At 70.9% G+C, this 14,535-nt stretch carries 16 protein-coding genes; 7 read left to right on the top strand and 9 right to left on the bottom strand.

Annotated elements, in window-relative coordinates:
- Positions 1-53: 53 nt before the first annotated feature.
- Positions 54-1,037: a YafY family protein gene (locus ITJ64_RS08120; RefSeq protein WP_194680154.1), complete on the bottom strand. Its 984-nt coding sequence runs from the start codon at positions 1,035-1,037 to the stop codon at positions 54-56.
- Between the two features lie 132 nt (positions 1,038-1,169).
- On the opposite strand from ITJ64_RS08120, the gene ITJ64_RS08115 reads away from it, so the two are divergent.
- The 3 genes from ITJ64_RS08115 (at position 1,170) to ITJ64_RS08105 (ending at position 3,010) form a co-directional block, all read left to right on the top strand.
- Entirely contained in the window at positions 1,170-1,592 is a 423-nt protein-coding gene (locus ITJ64_RS08115; protein WP_194680153.1) for a VOC family protein, read from the top strand.
- Positions 1,593-1,715: 123 nt separating this feature from the next.
- A complete protein-coding gene (locus ITJ64_RS08110; protein ID WP_194680152.1) occupies positions 1,716-2,315 on the top strand; it encodes an RNA polymerase sigma factor in 600 nt (199 codons plus the stop codon).
- Positions 2,312-3,010 (top strand): hypothetical protein, encoded by a 699-nt coding sequence (locus tag ITJ64_RS08105; protein ID WP_194680151.1) that lies wholly within the window; start codon positions 2,312-2,314, stop codon positions 3,008-3,010. Before ITJ64_RS08110 ends, ITJ64_RS08105 begins: the two co-directional genes overlap by 4 nt.
- Before the next feature lie 179 nt (positions 3,011-3,189).
- On the opposite strand, the gene ITJ64_RS08100 is transcribed toward ITJ64_RS08105, so the two are convergent.
- The 6 genes from ITJ64_RS08100 to ITJ64_RS08075 all read right to left on the bottom strand — a co-directional run bounded on the left by ITJ64_RS08100 (position 3,190) and on the right by ITJ64_RS08075 (position 10,536).
- Complete coding sequence (locus tag ITJ64_RS08100; RefSeq protein ID WP_194680150.1) at positions 3,190-3,651, bottom strand: hypothetical protein; 462 nt, start codon at positions 3,649-3,651, stop codon at positions 3,190-3,192.
- A 140-nt stretch (positions 3,652-3,791) separates the two neighbouring features.
- Positions 3,792-5,621 carry a beta-galactosidase gene (locus ITJ64_RS08095; RefSeq protein WP_194680149.1) on the bottom strand — a complete coding sequence of 610 codons (1,830 nt, stop codon included), beginning with the start codon at positions 5,619-5,621 and terminating at the stop codon, positions 3,792-3,794.
- Complete coding sequence (locus ITJ64_RS08090; protein ID WP_194680148.1) at positions 5,614-7,200, bottom strand: alpha-N-arabinofuranosidase; 1,587 nt, start codon at positions 7,198-7,200, stop codon at positions 5,614-5,616. The genes ITJ64_RS08095 and ITJ64_RS08090 overlap by 8 nt, the downstream gene beginning before the upstream one ends.
- Positions 7,201-7,312: 112 nt before the next feature.
- Positions 7,313-8,659: a sugar ABC transporter substrate-binding protein gene (locus ITJ64_RS08085; RefSeq protein WP_194680147.1), complete on the bottom strand. Its 1,347-nt coding sequence runs from the start codon at positions 8,657-8,659 to the stop codon at positions 7,313-7,315.
- A 55-nt stretch (positions 8,660-8,714) separates the two neighbouring features.
- Positions 8,715-9,524, bottom strand: a complete 810-nt coding sequence (locus ITJ64_RS08080) for a carbohydrate ABC transporter permease (RefSeq protein ID WP_194680804.1) — start codon at positions 9,522-9,524, stop codon at positions 8,715-8,717.
- 103 nt (positions 9,525-9,627) lie between these two features.
- Positions 9,628-10,536 (bottom strand): carbohydrate ABC transporter permease, encoded by a 909-nt coding sequence (locus ITJ64_RS08075; protein WP_194680146.1) that lies wholly within the window; start codon positions 10,534-10,536, stop codon positions 9,628-9,630.
- A 195-nt stretch (positions 10,537-10,731) separates the two neighbouring features.
- On the opposite strand from ITJ64_RS08075, the gene ITJ64_RS08070 reads away from it, so the two are divergent.
- Positions 10,732-11,751: a LacI family DNA-binding transcriptional regulator gene (locus ITJ64_RS08070; protein ID WP_194680803.1), complete on the top strand. Its 1,020-nt coding sequence runs from the start codon at positions 10,732-10,734 to the stop codon at positions 11,749-11,751.
- 70 nt (positions 11,752-11,821) lie between these two features.
- On the opposite strand, the gene ITJ64_RS08065 is transcribed toward ITJ64_RS08070, so the two are convergent.
- Complete coding sequence (locus tag ITJ64_RS08065; RefSeq protein WP_194680145.1) at positions 11,822-12,121, bottom strand: hypothetical protein; 300 nt, start codon at positions 12,119-12,121, stop codon at positions 11,822-11,824.
- 132 nt (positions 12,122-12,253) lie between these two features.
- On the opposite strand from ITJ64_RS08065, the gene ITJ64_RS08060 reads away from it, so the two are divergent.
- Complete coding sequence (locus tag ITJ64_RS08060; RefSeq protein WP_194680144.1) at positions 12,254-12,586, top strand: helix-turn-helix transcriptional regulator; 333 nt, start codon at positions 12,254-12,256, stop codon at positions 12,584-12,586.
- Positions 12,583-13,275 carry a cation diffusion facilitator family transporter gene (locus ITJ64_RS08055; protein WP_194680143.1) on the top strand — a complete coding sequence of 231 codons (693 nt, stop codon included), beginning with the start codon at positions 12,583-12,585 and terminating at the stop codon, positions 13,273-13,275. The genes ITJ64_RS08060 and ITJ64_RS08055 overlap by 4 nt, the downstream gene beginning before the upstream one ends.
- A gap of 28 nt (positions 13,276-13,303) precedes the next feature.
- Here ITJ64_RS08055 and ITJ64_RS08050 read toward each other — a convergent pair whose 3' ends face one another.
- A complete protein-coding gene (locus ITJ64_RS08050; RefSeq protein ID WP_194680142.1) occupies positions 13,304-13,477 on the bottom strand; it encodes a hypothetical protein in 174 nt (57 codons plus the stop codon).
- A 158-nt stretch (positions 13,478-13,635) separates the two neighbouring features.
- On the opposite strand from ITJ64_RS08050, the gene ITJ64_RS08045 reads away from it, so the two are divergent.
- A complete protein-coding gene (locus ITJ64_RS08045; protein ID WP_194680141.1) occupies positions 13,636-14,526 on the top strand; it encodes a CPBP family intramembrane glutamic endopeptidase in 891 nt (296 codons plus the stop codon).
- The last annotated feature ends 9 nt before the right edge of the window (positions 14,527-14,535 follow it).

The raw sequence follows: 14,535 nt of genomic DNA, 5'->3' as shown, positions 1-14,535 counted from the left end.
CCCTCCCCAGCCTGTGAACACCGCCCGGAGCGTTAGAAGCAGTTACACCGCTGTCATTTCGAACGCGACTTCGAAGCGACCGCTGCCCGTTCGGCCAGCTCGCCGAACGCCGCTCTGAGCTCCGCCGGCTGCACCTCGCTGATAGCGGCGTCGAAGCGGGCGAACGAGGCGGCGAGCGCCGGCCACGACCAGGCGCCCGCCTCGACGCGCACCCTTCCGTCGTCGAGCGGGGTGACCGCGTCGTCGCCGACGAACGACTGCACCTCCTCGACAGGGCGGTCGAGCACCACTGAACCCCGGCACGGCCACTCGTCGCCCGCGGTCGAGCCCTTGAACCGTGCCGCGACGAAGGCCCGCACGTCTCCCCCGGGCACCGCTCTCGGTGCGAACCGGGCGCCCGCGGGGGTGCGCAGCGCGAGTCGGTCGGCGCGGAAGATGCGCCAGTCGTCGCGATCGAGATCCCACGCCACGAGGTACCAGCGCCCGGCCGAGGCGACGAGGTGGTGCGGTTCGACGCGTCGGGGCGGCGGCGGATCCTGGTCGGCGTCGGCCCCCGGCTTCACGTGGTCGACCCGCAGCACCTGGCGGGCGCGGACGGCGGTGGAGAGGGCGATCAGCAGCTCGGGATCGGTGGGCGGAGCATCCGGAACCCGCGGTTTGAGGGTGGTGAAGCGCAGGGCGTCGAGCCGGTGACGCAGGCGCGCGGGCAGCACCTGGCGCACCGTGGTGAGAGCGCGGACGGCGGCCTCCTCGACCCCGGCGCCGGCGGCCGTGGCGTGCTGGAGGGCGACGGCGAGCGCGATCGCCTGGTCGTCGTCGAAGAGCAGCGGGGGCAGCTCGGATCCGGCGTCGAGTCGGTAGCCGCCGTCGGGGCCCTTGACCGCGCCGATGCGGTAGCCGAGCTCGCGCAGCCGGTCGACGTCGCGGCGCACGGTGCGGGGGCTGACCTCAAGGCGCTCGGCCAGCACGCCGCCCGGCCAGTCGCGGCGGGTCTGCAGCAGGGAGAGGAGCGTCAGCATCCGCGAGGTCGAGCTCATGGGTCCACTGTATTTCGAGAAGCGGACTGGAACTGACCGCTTCTGCCGAGAGAGTGGAGCCGTCGCGGCAGGTCGTCGCGGCGTGGCCCGGCGGGAGCGCTCGCCGGGCATCCGCTCATCGAAGGAGACACCATGGCGATCGCCACCACCCCCCACCTGAACTTCCGCGGCGACGCCCGGGCGGCGCTGGAGTTCTACCAGTCGGTGTTCGGCGGCCAGCTCGCCGCCGTCAGCTACGCCGACGCGCACGCCGTGACCGAGCCGGCGGAGGCCTCGCAGCTCCTGTGGGGCCAGGTCGAGTCGCCGGACGGCTTCCGGGTGATGGCGTACGACGTGCCGTCGCACACGGAGTACGCGCCGGGCGTGATCCCGCTGTTCGTGTCGATCCGCAGCAGCGACGCCGCGGAGATCGAGCGGTACTGGGGCGCCTTCGCCGCGGCCTCGACGGTGCTCGTGCCGCTGGCGCCGGCGGCCTGGGCGCCGCTCTACGGCATGGCGACCGACCCGTTCGGGGTCACGTGGGTGTTCGACGTCGAGATGGCCTGGGCGGGCTGACCTCGCTGGCGGTGGCGCCGGGCCGCCCACCCGGTGTCGACCCGGCGCACTGCAGGCCGCTGCGCTCACGTGTCGCCGCTCGCCGATCGGGAACCGGGCACCCGATGCCGGACACTCCTAAGTGTGACCAGCCGAAGCATCGACGAACCCGCCCTCTGGGAGCGCGCCCGCGCGGGAGACCCCGACGCCTTCGGGGAGGTGTTCGACCTGCACCACGCGCGGGTCTTCCGTCAGGCGCGGCGCCTCAGCGAATCCGTGCACGACGCCGAGGACCTCACCGCCCTCGTCTTCCTCGAGGCGTGGCGCCGCCGGGAGTCGGTGCGAATGGTCGACGGATCGATCATCGCCTGGCTGGCCGTGACCACGAACAACCTCGCGCGGAACGCCCGCCGCTCGCGCCGCCGCGCCGACGCCCTGATCAGACGGCTGCACACGGCCGACGGGTCGTCCGCCCTCGCGGAGGACCACGCCCACCGGGTCGACGAGCGCCTCGACCGCTCGGCTCTGGCATCCCGCACCCTGACGGCGCTGCGACGACTGCCCGCCCGAGACCGCGACGTGATCGCGCTCTGCGTCATCCAGGGCGTCTCGACGGCCGACGCCGCCGAGCTGCTCGGGGTCGCACCCGGCACCGTGAAGTCGCGCCTCTCCCGCGCGCGCCGGCGACTGAGCGCCGACGTGCTGACCGACCTGACCACCTCGAGCGCCGGAGGTGCGCAATGAACCGGATGCCCGGCAGCCCGATCCCCGATGACTCGACGAGCCCGTCCGAATCCGACGAGCTCCAACCCGCGCAGCGGCGCCTCCTGCGCTCCCTCCTCGTGGAGCACGCCCGCGAGGACCTGCGCCGCGCCCCGGCCCGGGCGGGCCGCCGTCGGCTCGCGGCGGCCGCGGGCGGGTTCGCGGGGGTGGCGGGCGTCGCGGCGATCGCCGTGGTGGTCGTGGTGACGGGGGTGCCGCTGCTCCCGGGCGGCGGAGCGCCGGCGGGGCCCGGCCCGGTGACCGTCGCGCCCAGCCCCACCGCGAGCCCATCCCCCACACCGCCGCCATCCACGCCGACGACCCCGTCCGACGAAGAGGGCGCCGGCAGCGATGGAACCGGCACCGGCACCGGCACCGACACCGGGACTGAGTCAACCCTGACCGCCCAGACCGCCTTCGACCTCTGCGTGGCGGCTCCCGACCCGTGGGACACCGACCGGACGACCCCCGACGGCACCCTCATCCCGGCGGCCCCGACGACCTCGACCGCGACCTTCGCCGACAGTCGGGTGACGGAGTACGTGCCCGGAACCTGGACCGTCGTGATCCCGGTGCAGCGCGCCCACACCGACCGCGACCCGGAGGGCATCAAGGTCTGCACGGTCTCGGGCCCGCCCGCCGACCCCGCGGTCGCGGTAACCGATGCCCTCGACTGAGTCCGAGGTCGCGGCGCGCAGACCGCGCTGATGCCGGGCCGCTACCCTCGCGTCGGCCCGACCTGCCGCGACGCCGGTCGGGCCGGGCGTCGGTCGGCTGCGGCACCGGGTCAGCCTCCGCTCACTGCCCCGGCCCCTGCGACTCGCGCTCGGGAAACCTCACCCGTCAAGGCGGGAAGTCAGTCGAGAACCCTCGAGAGCCGCAGAGTGGCACTGTCGTTCTCGAGCCGGTCGGAGATCCGAGCGGCGATCGAATTGATGACGGACAAGGGCTGGGGGCGCTGTTCCACCGACGCCGTGATGCCGCGAGCACGTGCCTGATCGAGCACGGCCGCCTTCAGCGGATCGTCTCCGAACCAGAGCAGCCGGGTGGCGGGGTGGGCAGCGTCATTGACCTGATCGATGTAGCCGCTCTGCTCGACCCCTGGTTGCTCCAGGATCCACCCCTTCAACTCACCCAGGATGCGCTGGTTGTCGATGAACTCCTGGCCGACTTCGGCAATGAAGTCGTTCGTCGGGTCGTCACCACGTCGAACAGCCGGATCGCCGTACGTATGAGACGGCGGATCGGAACCCATCACACCGCAGGTCAGCGCGACAGCCCAGAGGACGACCCCGACGATCCGAGTTCTCGTGCGCATGGGCCACTCGTCTCTCGTGTCGTCCTCGTGGAAGTCGACTGTACCTGACTATTCCTCCGCTAACGACGAGTACCGCGTGGGACCCATCAAAGTCCGCGTGTCCGAGGGCGGGGCGGGGCGAGGGGCGCGGGCGCGGCGGGTCAGAAGTCGGTGTGGCCCAGGTCGGGTGACGCGACGAAGGTCGCCGTGGCGGCCGCCGCGTGCAGCTCGAGCAGCACGAGGGTGTTGCCCGTCGGGCGGAGCAGCGGCGCCGGGACGATGAGGGTGTGCTGCGGGCCGCGCGACCAGTAGCGGCCGAGGTTGAAGCCGTTCACCCAGACCGCGCCCTTGCCCCAGTCGCGGGTGTCGAGGTAGAGGTCGGCACCCGGGTCGACGTCGAACGTCGCGTAGCCGAAGGCCGGGCCGGCGAGCGCACCGGCGAGAGGCCCGGTGACGGATGCGGCGGTCGCCTCGAGCGCGCCCGTCACCGCCTCGAGGTCATCGAGCGGCAGGGGCAGCACCGTCCAGCGCCGCAGCTGCTCGCCGTTCAGGCAGGCCGGCCCGATCAGGCCCTTGGGCTCGCCGATGCGGGGGCCGTAGTCGACGCGGCCCTGGTCCTCCACGAGGATGTCGAGGGTTCCGCGCACCCCGGCCGGCAGCGCGATGCGGCTGTCGTGGTGGTCGCGGGCGAGCACCCCCAGCGTGACGCCGTTCAGACGCACGAGCGCCCGGTCCCGCACCTCCCCGAGCTCGAGCACGGGAGCAGAGGCGGAGAACGAGGACGAGGAAGTCGTGTCGATCTCCGTCCGATACAGCGCGAACCCGCGGAACAGGCCGAGCGCGTCCATCGTCGGCAGCGCATCCGACGCCACCCACTCCCCGAGCAGGTTCGTCGCCGCATCGAGCGGCAGCGCCGCGGTGAGCGGCACCCGGAACGCGGGGGCCGACGGCGCCACGGAGGGCCGAGCATCCGGAAGAGACGGGTTGTACCTCGCCAGCACCTCTCGGAACGCCCAGTACTTGGCCGTCGGGAACCCGGCCTCGTCGAGCGGGGCGTCGTAGTCGTAGCTCGTGACGATCGGCTGGTAGACGCCCTTGTCGTTGGCGCCGTTGGTGAAGCCGAAGTTGGTGCCGCCGTGGAACATGTAGATGTTGACCGACGCCCCGAGCGCGAGCAGCTCGTCGAGGTCGGCGGCCGACTGCGCGGTGGAGGTCGTGTGGTGGTGGGCGCCCCAGAAGTCGAACCAGCCGTCCCAGAACTCCGAGCACATCAGCGGCCCGGTGGGCTGGTGCTCGCGCAGGGTGGCGAGGCGCTCGGCCGAGCGCGATCCGAACGAGCCCGTCTTGTGCAGGCTCGGCAGGCTGCCGTTCGCGAGCATCTCGTCGGTGGGCTGGTCGACCGTGGTGAAGGGCACGGTCAGGCCGATGCCGCGGTTCATGGCGACGAGCTTCTCGAGGTACACCGGGTCGGAACCGTACGCGCCGTACTCGTTCTCGATCTGCACCAGGATGATCGGCCCACCGTTGTCGATCTGCCGGGGCACGAGCACGGGAGCGAGCTGCTCGAGGTAGTTCTGCACGGCGGCCAGGTACTGGGGCTCGTCGCGACGCACCCCGACGGTGCCGCTGGTGAAGAGCCACGAGGGCAGGCCGCCGTTGTCCCACTCGGCGCAGATGTAGGGGCCGGGGCGCACGATGGCGTGCATGCCCTCGGCCGCCACGTCGTCGAGGAACCGCCCGAGGTCGAGGCCGCCGCTCAGGTCGAACTCGCCCTCGCGGGGAGCGTGCGCGTTCCAGGCGACGTAGGTCTCGATCGTGTTCAGGCCCATCTCGCGCGCCTTGCGGATGCGGTCGCGCCACAGATCGGGGTGCACCCGGAAGTAGTGCAGCGCCCCCGAGAGAATGCGCACGGGCTCTCCGTCGAGCTCGAACTGCTCGGGGCCGATCGAGAACCGCGAGGCGGGGCCGGCGGCGGGGGTGGACTCAGACATCGAGCTGCTCCTCAGAGTTCAGGGCGCCCGAGGGCGCGAGCACCACGACCGACCACGACAGGGCCGGCAGGGTGGCGGTGAGCAGGGCGCCGTCGAGGCTCACCCCGCGAAGGTCGGTCATCCCGACAGGCTGGGCGCCGGCGTCGTTGACGGTGTGGCGATCACCGCCGGGCGGGGTGCAGAGCGTCTCGGCGCTCACCAGCTGCAGAGCGGATGCGCGGCCCGCCGACCCGGCGCCGCCCACGACGTCGCCCAGGGCCACCTCGAGAGCGACCTCCTGATCGAGCGAACGGTTCGTGACGAACAGCACGATCCCGCCGTCGTCCCGCACGGTCGCGACGGCGTCGACGAGCGGCGCCTCCCCGTGCACGGCGGTGCGGATGCTAGGCACCTCGACCACGGGCGTGACGACCCGCCCGTGCGCGAGCGCCGCGGCGCGCTGGAACGGGAAGAAGGTGCTCTGCCGCCACGCCGGCCCGCCCGGCTCCGAGCGGATGGGTGCGATCACGTTCACCAGCTGCGCCAGGTTCGCCATGGTCACGCGGTCGCCGTGGCGCAGGAGCGACACGAGCAGCGAGCCGACGACCACGGCGTCCGTCACCGAGTACGCGTCCTCGATCAGGCGCGGATGCTCGGGCCAGGCGCCGTTCATCACCACCGGCTTGTCGATCTCGTTCCAGCGCCGCTGGTACCAGACGTTCCACTCGTCGACGCTGATGCCGACCGGATGCTCGGACTCCGGCCCCGCGCCCGCCTCGTCGATGATCGCGGCCACCTGCTCGATGTACCGGTCGAGGGCGGTGCCCGAGGCGAGGAAGCTGGCGGCGTCGCCGTCGGACTCCTCGTAGTAGGCGTGCAGCGAGATGTGGTCGACGAGGCCGATCGTGTGGCGCAGCACGGTGCGCTCCCACTCGCCGAACGTCGGCATCTCGGCGTTGGAGGATCCGGCGGCGACGAGCTCGACCCCGGGGTCGACGAACTTCATCAGGCGGGCGGTCTCGGCAGCGAGCCGACCGTACTCGTCGGCCGTCTTGTGGCCGATCTGCCAGGGGCCGTCGACCTCGTTGCCGAGACACCAGAGGCGGATGCCGAAGGGCTCCTCGGCCCCGTTCGCGCGCCGGCGCTCGGCGAGTGCGGTGCCGGCCGGGTGGTTGGCGTACTCGAGCACGTCGGCGGCCTCTGCGATACCGCGGGTGCCGAGGTTGACGGCGTACATCAGCTCGAGCCGGGCCTCGCGGGCCCAGTCGGCGAACTCGTGCAGGCCGACCTGGTTGGTCTCGACGCTGTGCCAGGCGGCGTCGAGCCGCACCGGGCGGCTCTCGCGCGGGCCGACCCCGTCCTCCCAGCGGTAGCCCGAGACGAAGTTGCCGCCGGGGTAGCGCACGGTGGTGGCGCCGAGCTCCTGCACGAGGGCGAGCACGTCGGCGCGGAAGCCGTCCGGCCGCGCATCCGGGTGGGTGGGCTCGTAGATGCCCTCGTAGACGCTTCGGCCCATGTGCTCGACGAAGGTGCCGAAGAGCCGCCGGGGGACGACGCCGATCGACGTGCCGGGGTCGATCGAGAGTCGGGCGGAGAGCATCCGGAGCCTTTCTGGAGGTGCGTGTTCGGGGTCGCGCGCGCTGATGGAGCGCTTTCCCGGAGAACGGACGAAGCGCGGCGGCCGGGGTCGCCGACCGCCGCGCTCCGAGGGACTACTTGACGGTGAAGCCCTGCTGGCTGCCGTAGTCGGCCAGCTGGTCCTGCCAGGTGGTGAGACCCTCGTTCAGGTCGCCCTTGTTCTCGTAGGCCTGGCCGACGGTGTCACCGAAGATGCTGTTGGCGTAGACCTGGTAGGGCAGGTAGTGCCAGCCGGTGGGCACGTTCTTCGACGCGTCGACGAGCACCTCGTTGATGGCCTGACCGCCGAAGTACTCGGGGGTCTGGGCGAGGAACTCGGGCGACTCGAGGTCGGCCGTGGTGGCGGGGAAGCCGCCCGAGGCGAGGAACACCTTGATCGACTCGGGGTCGGAGTTCAGCCACTTCAGGAAGCCGGCCGCGAGGGCCTGGTTCTTCGACTGCTTCAGCACGACCTGTCCGCCGCCGCCGTTCTCGGCGGTCACCGGGGTGCCGTCGTAGGTGGGCATGGGGGCCACGCGCCAGTCACCGGAGGCGTCGGCCACCGAGGACTCGAGCACGCCGGGCATCCACGCACCGGTCAGCAGCGTCGCGATGCTGCCGTCGCCGAGGCCCTTGTACCACTCGTCGCCCCAGCTCGGGGTGCTGGAGAGCAGGCCGCCCTCGTTGAGCTTGTTCCAGGTGTCGGCCCACTTCTTGGAGCCGTCGTCCTGCAGGTCGATCGAGACGTCGGTGCCCTCGGCGGTGAACGGCTTGCCGCCCGCCTGCCAGATCATGCTGGTGGCGAAGCCGGGGTCTCCCGTGTCGGAGGTGATGTACTTCGACGGGTCGGCCGTGTGCAGCTTCTCGGCCGCGGCGACGTACTCGTCGTAGGTGGTGGGCACGGCGATGCCGTACTGGTCGAAGACCGTCTTGTTGTAGAACATGGCCATGGGGCCGGAGTCCTGGGGCAGGCCGTAGATCTTGCCGTCGAAGGAGACGGAGCTCCACGGGCCGCCGCTGTACTGGTCTTCGAGGTCGCCGAAGCCGTAGGAGCTCAGGTCGACCAGGGAGTCGGAGAGCGCGAACTGCGGGATGGCGTAGTACTCGACCTGGGCCACGTCGGGGGCACCGGAGCCGGCGGTGATCGCGTTCTGCAGCTTGGTGTACTCGTCGGTGTTGGTGCCGGCGTTGACGAGCTTGACGTCGACGTTCGGGTAGGCCTTCTCGAAGGCGGCGACCTGGGCCTCGCCCGAGGGGGTCCAGCTCCAGTAGGTCAGCGTGCCGCCCTTCTCGAGCGCGGCCTCGATGTCGTCGGCCGAGCCGGAGCCGCTCGACGAGCTGCCGCCCGAGGCGCAGGCCGCGAGCGAGAGCCCGAGGGCGAAGGTGGTTGCTGTGGCGAGGGCGACACGGCGCAGTGTCGACCTCCGGGACGTGATCTTCATCGGGGGTTCCTTTCGAACTTCTTCGTTGTGGAGGGGTGCTGGGGGTGATCGTGCGTCATTGCTTGACGCTTCCGGCGCTCAGGCCCGACTGCCAGAAGCGCTGGAGGAACAGGAAGGCGATCACGATCGGCACGATGGTGAGGAGCGCACCGGTGATCACCAGGTTGTAGATCGGCTGGGCCGCGACGCCGCTGGCCTGCGCGCTCCACTGGCTGAGGCCCACGGTGAGCGGGTACCAGGTGGGCTCGGAGAGCATGATCAGCGGGAGGAAGTAGTTGTTCCAGGTCGCCACGATGGCGAACAGCAGCACCGTCACGATGCCGGGCGAGAGCAGCCGAAGCGAGATGGTGAAGAAGGTGCGGATCTCGCTCGCCCCGTCCATCCGCGCCGCCTCGAGGATCTCGGTGGGCACCGCGTCGACCGCGAAGTTCCAGATCAGGTAGAGGCCGAACGGGCTGATCAGCGAGGGCAGGATGACCGCCCACGGCGTGTTGGTGATGCCGAGCTGGCTGAACATCAGAAACGTGGGCACCGCCAGCGCCGTGCCGGGGATGGCGACCGCACCCAGCACCACGGCGAACACCGCGCGCCGGCCGGGGAAGTTGTACTTGGCCAGGCCGTAGCCGGCCACCGTCGCGAGGAAGGTCGCGCCACCGGCGCCGACGACGACGTAGAGGAGCGTGTTGCCGAACCACTGCACGAAGATGCCGTCGCGGTAGGTGACGGTCTCGACGATGTTCTGCCAGAGGTTGAAGTCGCTGCCGAACCAGAGGCCGAAGCTCGAGAACAGGTCGCCCTGGTCCTTCGTGGCGTTCATGACGAGCCAGAGCAGCGGCACGATCGAGTAGATGACGACGATCGCCATGACGATCGTCAGCACGATCGACTTGCGCTGGCGCGGTGCCTTGCTCGGCCGCACGTAGTTCGGGCGACGGGATCTCTTGACGGTTTCGGTGACGGCGCTCAACTCAGCGCACCTCCTGACGGGAACCGCGCAGCTGCACGATGTAGGCGATGACGGCGGTGATGATGCCCATCACGATCGCGACGGTGGCGGAGTAGTTGAACTGCTGACCGGCGAACGAGAGGTTGTAGGCGTACATGTTGGGCGTGAAGTAGCTCGAGATGACGTTCGGCGCGAGGTTCTGCAGCAGGTTCGGCTCGTTGAACAGCTGGAAGCTGCCGATGATCGAGAACACGGTGGCGATGACGATGGAGCCGCGGAGCGCGGGCAGTTTGATGCCCGAGATGATGCGGAACTGCCCGGCACCGTCGAGCTCGGCCGCCTCGTAGAGCTCGGTGGGGACGACCTTCAGCGCCGCGTAGAAGATGAGCATGTTGTAGCCCATGAACTCCCACGTGACGATGTTGCCGATCGAGGCCAGCACCCACTGCGAGCTGAACGGCTGCAGCAGCTCGAAGCCGACGAGGTCGTTGATCGAGCCGGAGAGGCCGAACTGGTTGCCGTACATGAAGCCCCAGATCAGGGCGGCGACGACACCGGGAACGGCGTAGGGCAGGAAGATCGCGATGCGGAAGAAGCTCGAGCCGTGCAGCCGCGCGCTGTCGACGGCGAGCGCCACGAACAGCGACAGCGCCAGCATGATCGGCACCTGGATGACGAGGAACAGCGTCACGCGGAACAGGGACTCCCAGAACTTCGCGTCCTGGAACAGCTGCACGTAGTTGCCGAGGCCGACGAAGCCGGAGCCGCCGACGAGCTGCTGGCGGAACAGCGACAGCACGATCGCGTAGACCACCGGCGCGACCAGCACCGCGAGGAACACGATCATGAACGGGCCGACGAAGCCCCAGCCCCGCCAATCGCGTCGGGCCCGCCGCATGGGGCGGGGTGTGGCTGCTGTCGCCGACGTCATCGTCCACTTCCTTCGATGGGGGAGTTTCGCTCGTTCTGCTCGGGTTGACCGTATGTTTGCGTCAACATGAACGGCACGAGCATAACATGTTGACGTAACCATGCAAGCGTCGACGGGGGTCGATGCGTCTCGCACCACTCTCGAGGGGAATCCGTGACCGACACGCTGAAGTCCGGCCAGCGCCGGCCGCCGTCGATGGCCGACGTCGCCCAGCACGCCGGCGTCTCGTCGCAGACCGTCTCCCGCGTCTCGAACGGCCTCACCAACGTCGACGAGTCGACGCGCGACCGGGTGCTCGCCTCGATGCAGGCGCTCGGCTACCGCCCGAACGGCGCCGCCCGCGCCCTCAAGCGCGGCCGCTTCAACAGCATCGGCGTGATCATGTTCACCCTCGCCACCTTCGGCAACATGCGCACGCTCGACGCCATCGCCACCGAGGCCGCCAAGGCCGACTACTCGGTCACGCTCATCCCGCTCGCCGACCAGACCCTCGGTGCGGTCTCCGGCGCCTACCGCCGCCTGAACGACCAGGCGGTCGACGGCGTCGTCATCGTCTTCGAGGCCCACCTCATCGACCGCGGCGAGATCGCGCTGCCGCCGGGCCTGCCGGTGGTGGTCATCGACTCCAACGCGGGCTCCGGATACGCGGTGGTCGACAACGACCAGATCGAGGGCGCGCGGCTCGCGACCCAGCACCTCCTCGACCTCGGCCACCGCCAGGTGCACCACATCGCCGGGCCGACCACCTCGTTCTCGGCGATGCACCGGGAGGACTCGTGGCGCTCGACGCTGCGTGCATCCGGAATCACACCGCCGTCGGTGCACCACGGCGACTGGTCGACCGAGTCGGGGTACCAGATCACGCTCGCGCTGGCCGCCGACCCCACCGTCACCGCGATCTTCGCCGCCAACGACCAGATGGCGCTCGGCGCGATGCGGGCGCTGCACCAGCTCGGACGCGACATCCCGGGCGACGTGAGCGTCGTGGGCTACGACGACATGGAGGAGGCGCACTCGTTCTGGCCGCCGCTGACGACGGTGCGGCAGGACTTCCACTCGGTGGGGCGGCTGGCGATGGAGCGGCTGTTCGAGCAGATCGCGGCGGGGGGCGCGGCGCTGTCCGGGCCGTCGGGTCTCGGCGGGGTGACGACGGTGCCGACGGAGCTCGTGGTGCGGGAGTCGACGGGGGCGGCGCGGGGGGTCTCGGGGCGGTAGGCGGCGCGCGCATCCTTCCACGGACGCTGATCGTGACGAGCACGATGCGGCGCCCATCCGCACGGGCCGTCTATCGGCCCGTCAGCAGGAGCACCAGCGCGCCCGCGAGCGCCACGGGCAGCACCGCGAACGCGAGCACTCGCGCGCGCAGCCGCGGGCGCGGGCGGCCCGTCGCGCCGCTGGTGCCCACGTGGTAGCCGGCCAGCACGATCAGCGGCCCGCCCACGAGCCCGAGGAACGTCGCCGCACCCGGTGACGCGCCCAGCTGGCTCACCGTCGCGAAGAACCCGAGGGCGCCGAGCAGGGCGAGGACGAAGCCCAGCGGCCGCGCCACGACGAGCCACCACGGGCGCACCTCCGAATTGCTCACCTGGAACGTCCCCTCGTCGCTCTCATTCAAGCCGTGAACCTGCCCGGCTGCCAGCCGGAGGTCTGCCCGCCCTGACGGCGCCTCCCGCAGTTCAGCACGGCCTGAATACAGCAACTGCTGTATCGTCAGGACATGACCACCGCGACGCTCACCCACACGGCCGCACTCTCGCGGCTCGGTCACGCTCTCGCCGACCCGACCCGCGCGGGCATCCTGCTCGCGTTGCGGGAGGCGCCGGCCTCCCCCTCGGCTCTCGCCGACGCGCTCGGCGTCTCGCGGCAGGTCATGTCGAACCAGCTCGCGTGCCTGCGCGGCTGCGGCCTCGTCGAGTCGATGCCCGACGGCCGGCGGGCCTGGTACCGCCTCACCGACACGCACCTGACCTCGGCGCTCGACGAGCTGCTCCGCGTGGTGCTCCGCGTCGAACCCGACTGCTGCGACGGCGACGGGTGCACCTGCGCATGACGACCACGCCGGCTCTCGCCGAGGGGCGTCGCGGGGTGCTGCAGCGGCGCATCCGTCTCATCGTCGGCGTGACCATCGCCTACAACCTGGTGGAGGCCGTGGTGGCCGTCACGGCCGGGTCGATCGCGTCGTCGGCGGCGCTGATCGGGTTCGGGCTCGACTCCGTGATCGAAGTGCTCTCGGCGGCCGCGGTGGCGTGGCAGTTCACCCGTCGCGACCCCGAGCGGTGGGAGAAGGGCACGCTCCGCGTCATCGCGGTCGCGTTCTTCGCCCTCGCCGCCTACGTGACCGTCTCGTCGGTGCTCGCGCTGGCCGGGCAGGAGCCGGTTCGGCACTCCCCGCTCGGCATCGCCATCACGGCGCTCAGCGTCGTCGTCATGCCGTTCCTCTCGTTCGCCGAGCGCCGCGCCGGCCGCGAGCTCGGTTCGGCCACCGCGGTCGCCGACTCCAAGCAGACGCTCGTCTGCACCTGGCTCTCGGCCGCGGTGCTGGTCGGCCTCGTCGCGAACAGCCTCTTCGGGTGGTGGTGGGCGGATGCGGTGGCCGGCCTGGTCATCGCCGCCTTCGCCATCCGCGAGGGCGTCGAGGCGTGGCGTGGCGACGCCTGCGCGACGTCGGTCGGCATGCTGCTCGAGAACGACGCGGACGAACACGACCACCACGACCACGAGCACCACCACGACCGGTGAGCGCTCCGGTCCTTGGTGGCCGCGTCTTCTACGCGGCGGACTTCGCGGCGTCCAGGAGCGCTTCGAGTCGCGGCACGGCCGCATCCGTCTTGAGGACCCCGAAGTCCACGTCTCTGACGATGTCCACGAGTTCCAGTCGGAGCCGCGCGCGTTCCGCGGACACCGCACCGCGATTCCCGTCGAGCACGAGGGCGATGTCCATGCGGAGAAGGAGAGCCGCAGTGCTCCAGTGTCGTTCAGCCACCGTCGCACAGTAGGCACCGCAGGTGAACGGGACATGACCACTCCGGCGGCAGATCACGAGTACTGAGGCAGAGTGGTTCCCGGATGCCCGTGGTGGGCGGAGAGCACGGGGGACGCATGACGGGGTTCGAGCACACGCAGCAGGCCGAACACGATCGCGCCTCCCGCTGGGTGCGGTTCTGGGACGCGGGCACGTGGTGGAAGGCGCTGCTCTTCCTGGTCGCGTACTGGGGGGTCTACCAGCTTCTCGCACTCGGCGTGACGACCCTGGCCGCCGGGCTCGTCGAGCGCGACGACATCCTGAGCACGCCGCTGAGCGTGCTCCTCGGCGTCGCGGTGCCGATCCTGCTCGCCGGGGTGCTGCTGCTGCTGTTCGCGCAGTCCCTGGGCTGGCTGCGCCCGCTCTTCGCGCGGCAGCCCGTTCGGGGACGGGCCTGGATGTGGGTCGCCGTCGTGCTCGTGCTCATCCCGATCGTGGTGCGCCTCGTGGCGACCCGGTGGTCGGCGTGGTCGGTCGCGCAGGTGCTCGCGATCCTGTTCCTCGGCCTCTGCATCGGGCTGACCGAGGAGCTCGCCACGCGCGGCATCATCGTGCGGATGCTGCGCGGCGGCGGCTACCACGAGCGTCTGGTCTTCGTGCTCTCCTCGCTGTTCTTCGCCCTGCTGCACGCCGGCAACATCATCAGCGGACAGGACGTGGCCACCGTCGCCCTCACCGTCGTCTACGCCTTCGGGTTCGGCGCGATGATGTACCTCGCGCTCCGTGCCACGGGCCGTCTCGTCTGGGTGATCCTGCTGCACGCCGCCACCGACCCCACCACGATCCTCGCGGCGGGAGGCATCGACACCCACTCCCCCGCGGCCGGCGGCTCGACGGGCCTGCTCAGCATCGCCGGCCTCTTCAGCATCGCCTACATCGCCGTCGCCCTGCTGGCCGTGTTCCTCGTCACCGACCGCACACGCGACCGCGACCCCGACCGCGAAGCCGACCGCACGGCGCGCCCGTAGCCGGCGCCG

This window comes from Herbiconiux sp. VKM Ac-1786 (assembly GCF_015350805.1).
Lineage (GTDB): Bacteria > Actinomycetota > Actinomycetes > Actinomycetales > Microbacteriaceae > Herbiconiux.
The sequence above is the reverse complement of the archived record's forward strand: the minus strand, read 5'-3'. Positions and strand labels throughout refer to the sequence as shown.

Bases quoted from the DNA above. Each gene is read 5' to 3' on its own strand.
- ITJ64_RS08045 (WP_194680141.1), top strand. From the start codon at position 13,636: ATGACGGGGTTCGAGCACACGCAGCAGGCCGAACACGATCGCGCCTCC.
- ITJ64_RS08090 (WP_194680148.1), bottom strand. From the start codon at position 7,200: ATGCTCTCCGCCCGACTCTCGATCGACCCCGGCACGTCGATCGGCGTC.
- ITJ64_RS08095 (WP_194680149.1), bottom strand. From the start codon at position 5,621: ATGTCTGAGTCCACCCCCGCCGCCGGCCCCGCCTCGCGGTTCTCGATC.
- ITJ64_RS08050 (WP_194680142.1), bottom strand. From the start codon at position 13,477: ATGGACATCGCCCTCGTGCTCGACGGGAATCGCGGTGCGGTGTCCGCG.
- ITJ64_RS08115 (WP_194680153.1), top strand. From the start codon at position 1,170: ATGGCGATCGCCACCACCCCCCACCTGAACTTCCGCGGCGACGCCCGG.
- ITJ64_RS08085 (WP_194680147.1), bottom strand. From the start codon at position 8,659: ATGAAGATCACGTCCCGGAGGTCGACACTGCGCCGTGTCGCCCTCGCC.
- ITJ64_RS08080 (WP_194680804.1), bottom strand. From the start codon at position 9,524: ATGGCGATCGTCGTCATCTACTCGATCGTGCCGCTGCTCTGGCTCGTC.
- ITJ64_RS08105 (WP_194680151.1), top strand. From the start codon at position 2,312: ATGAACCGGATGCCCGGCAGCCCGATCCCCGATGACTCGACGAGCCCG.
- ITJ64_RS08075 (WP_194680146.1), bottom strand. From the start codon at position 10,536: ATGACGTCGGCGACAGCAGCCACACCCCGCCCCATGCGGCGGGCCCGA.
- ITJ64_RS08070 (WP_194680803.1), top strand. From the start codon at position 10,732: ATGGCCGACGTCGCCCAGCACGCCGGCGTCTCGTCGCAGACCGTCTCC.
- ITJ64_RS08055 (WP_194680143.1), top strand. From the start codon at position 12,583: ATGACGACCACGCCGGCTCTCGCCGAGGGGCGTCGCGGGGTGCTGCAG.
- ITJ64_RS08100 (WP_194680150.1), bottom strand. From the start codon at position 3,651: ATGCGCACGAGAACTCGGATCGTCGGGGTCGTCCTCTGGGCTGTCGCG.
- ITJ64_RS08120 (WP_194680154.1), bottom strand. From the start codon at position 1,037: ATGAGCTCGACCTCGCGGATGCTGACGCTCCTCTCCCTGCTGCAGACC.
- ITJ64_RS08060 (WP_194680144.1), top strand. From the start codon at position 12,254: ATGACCACCGCGACGCTCACCCACACGGCCGCACTCTCGCGGCTCGGT.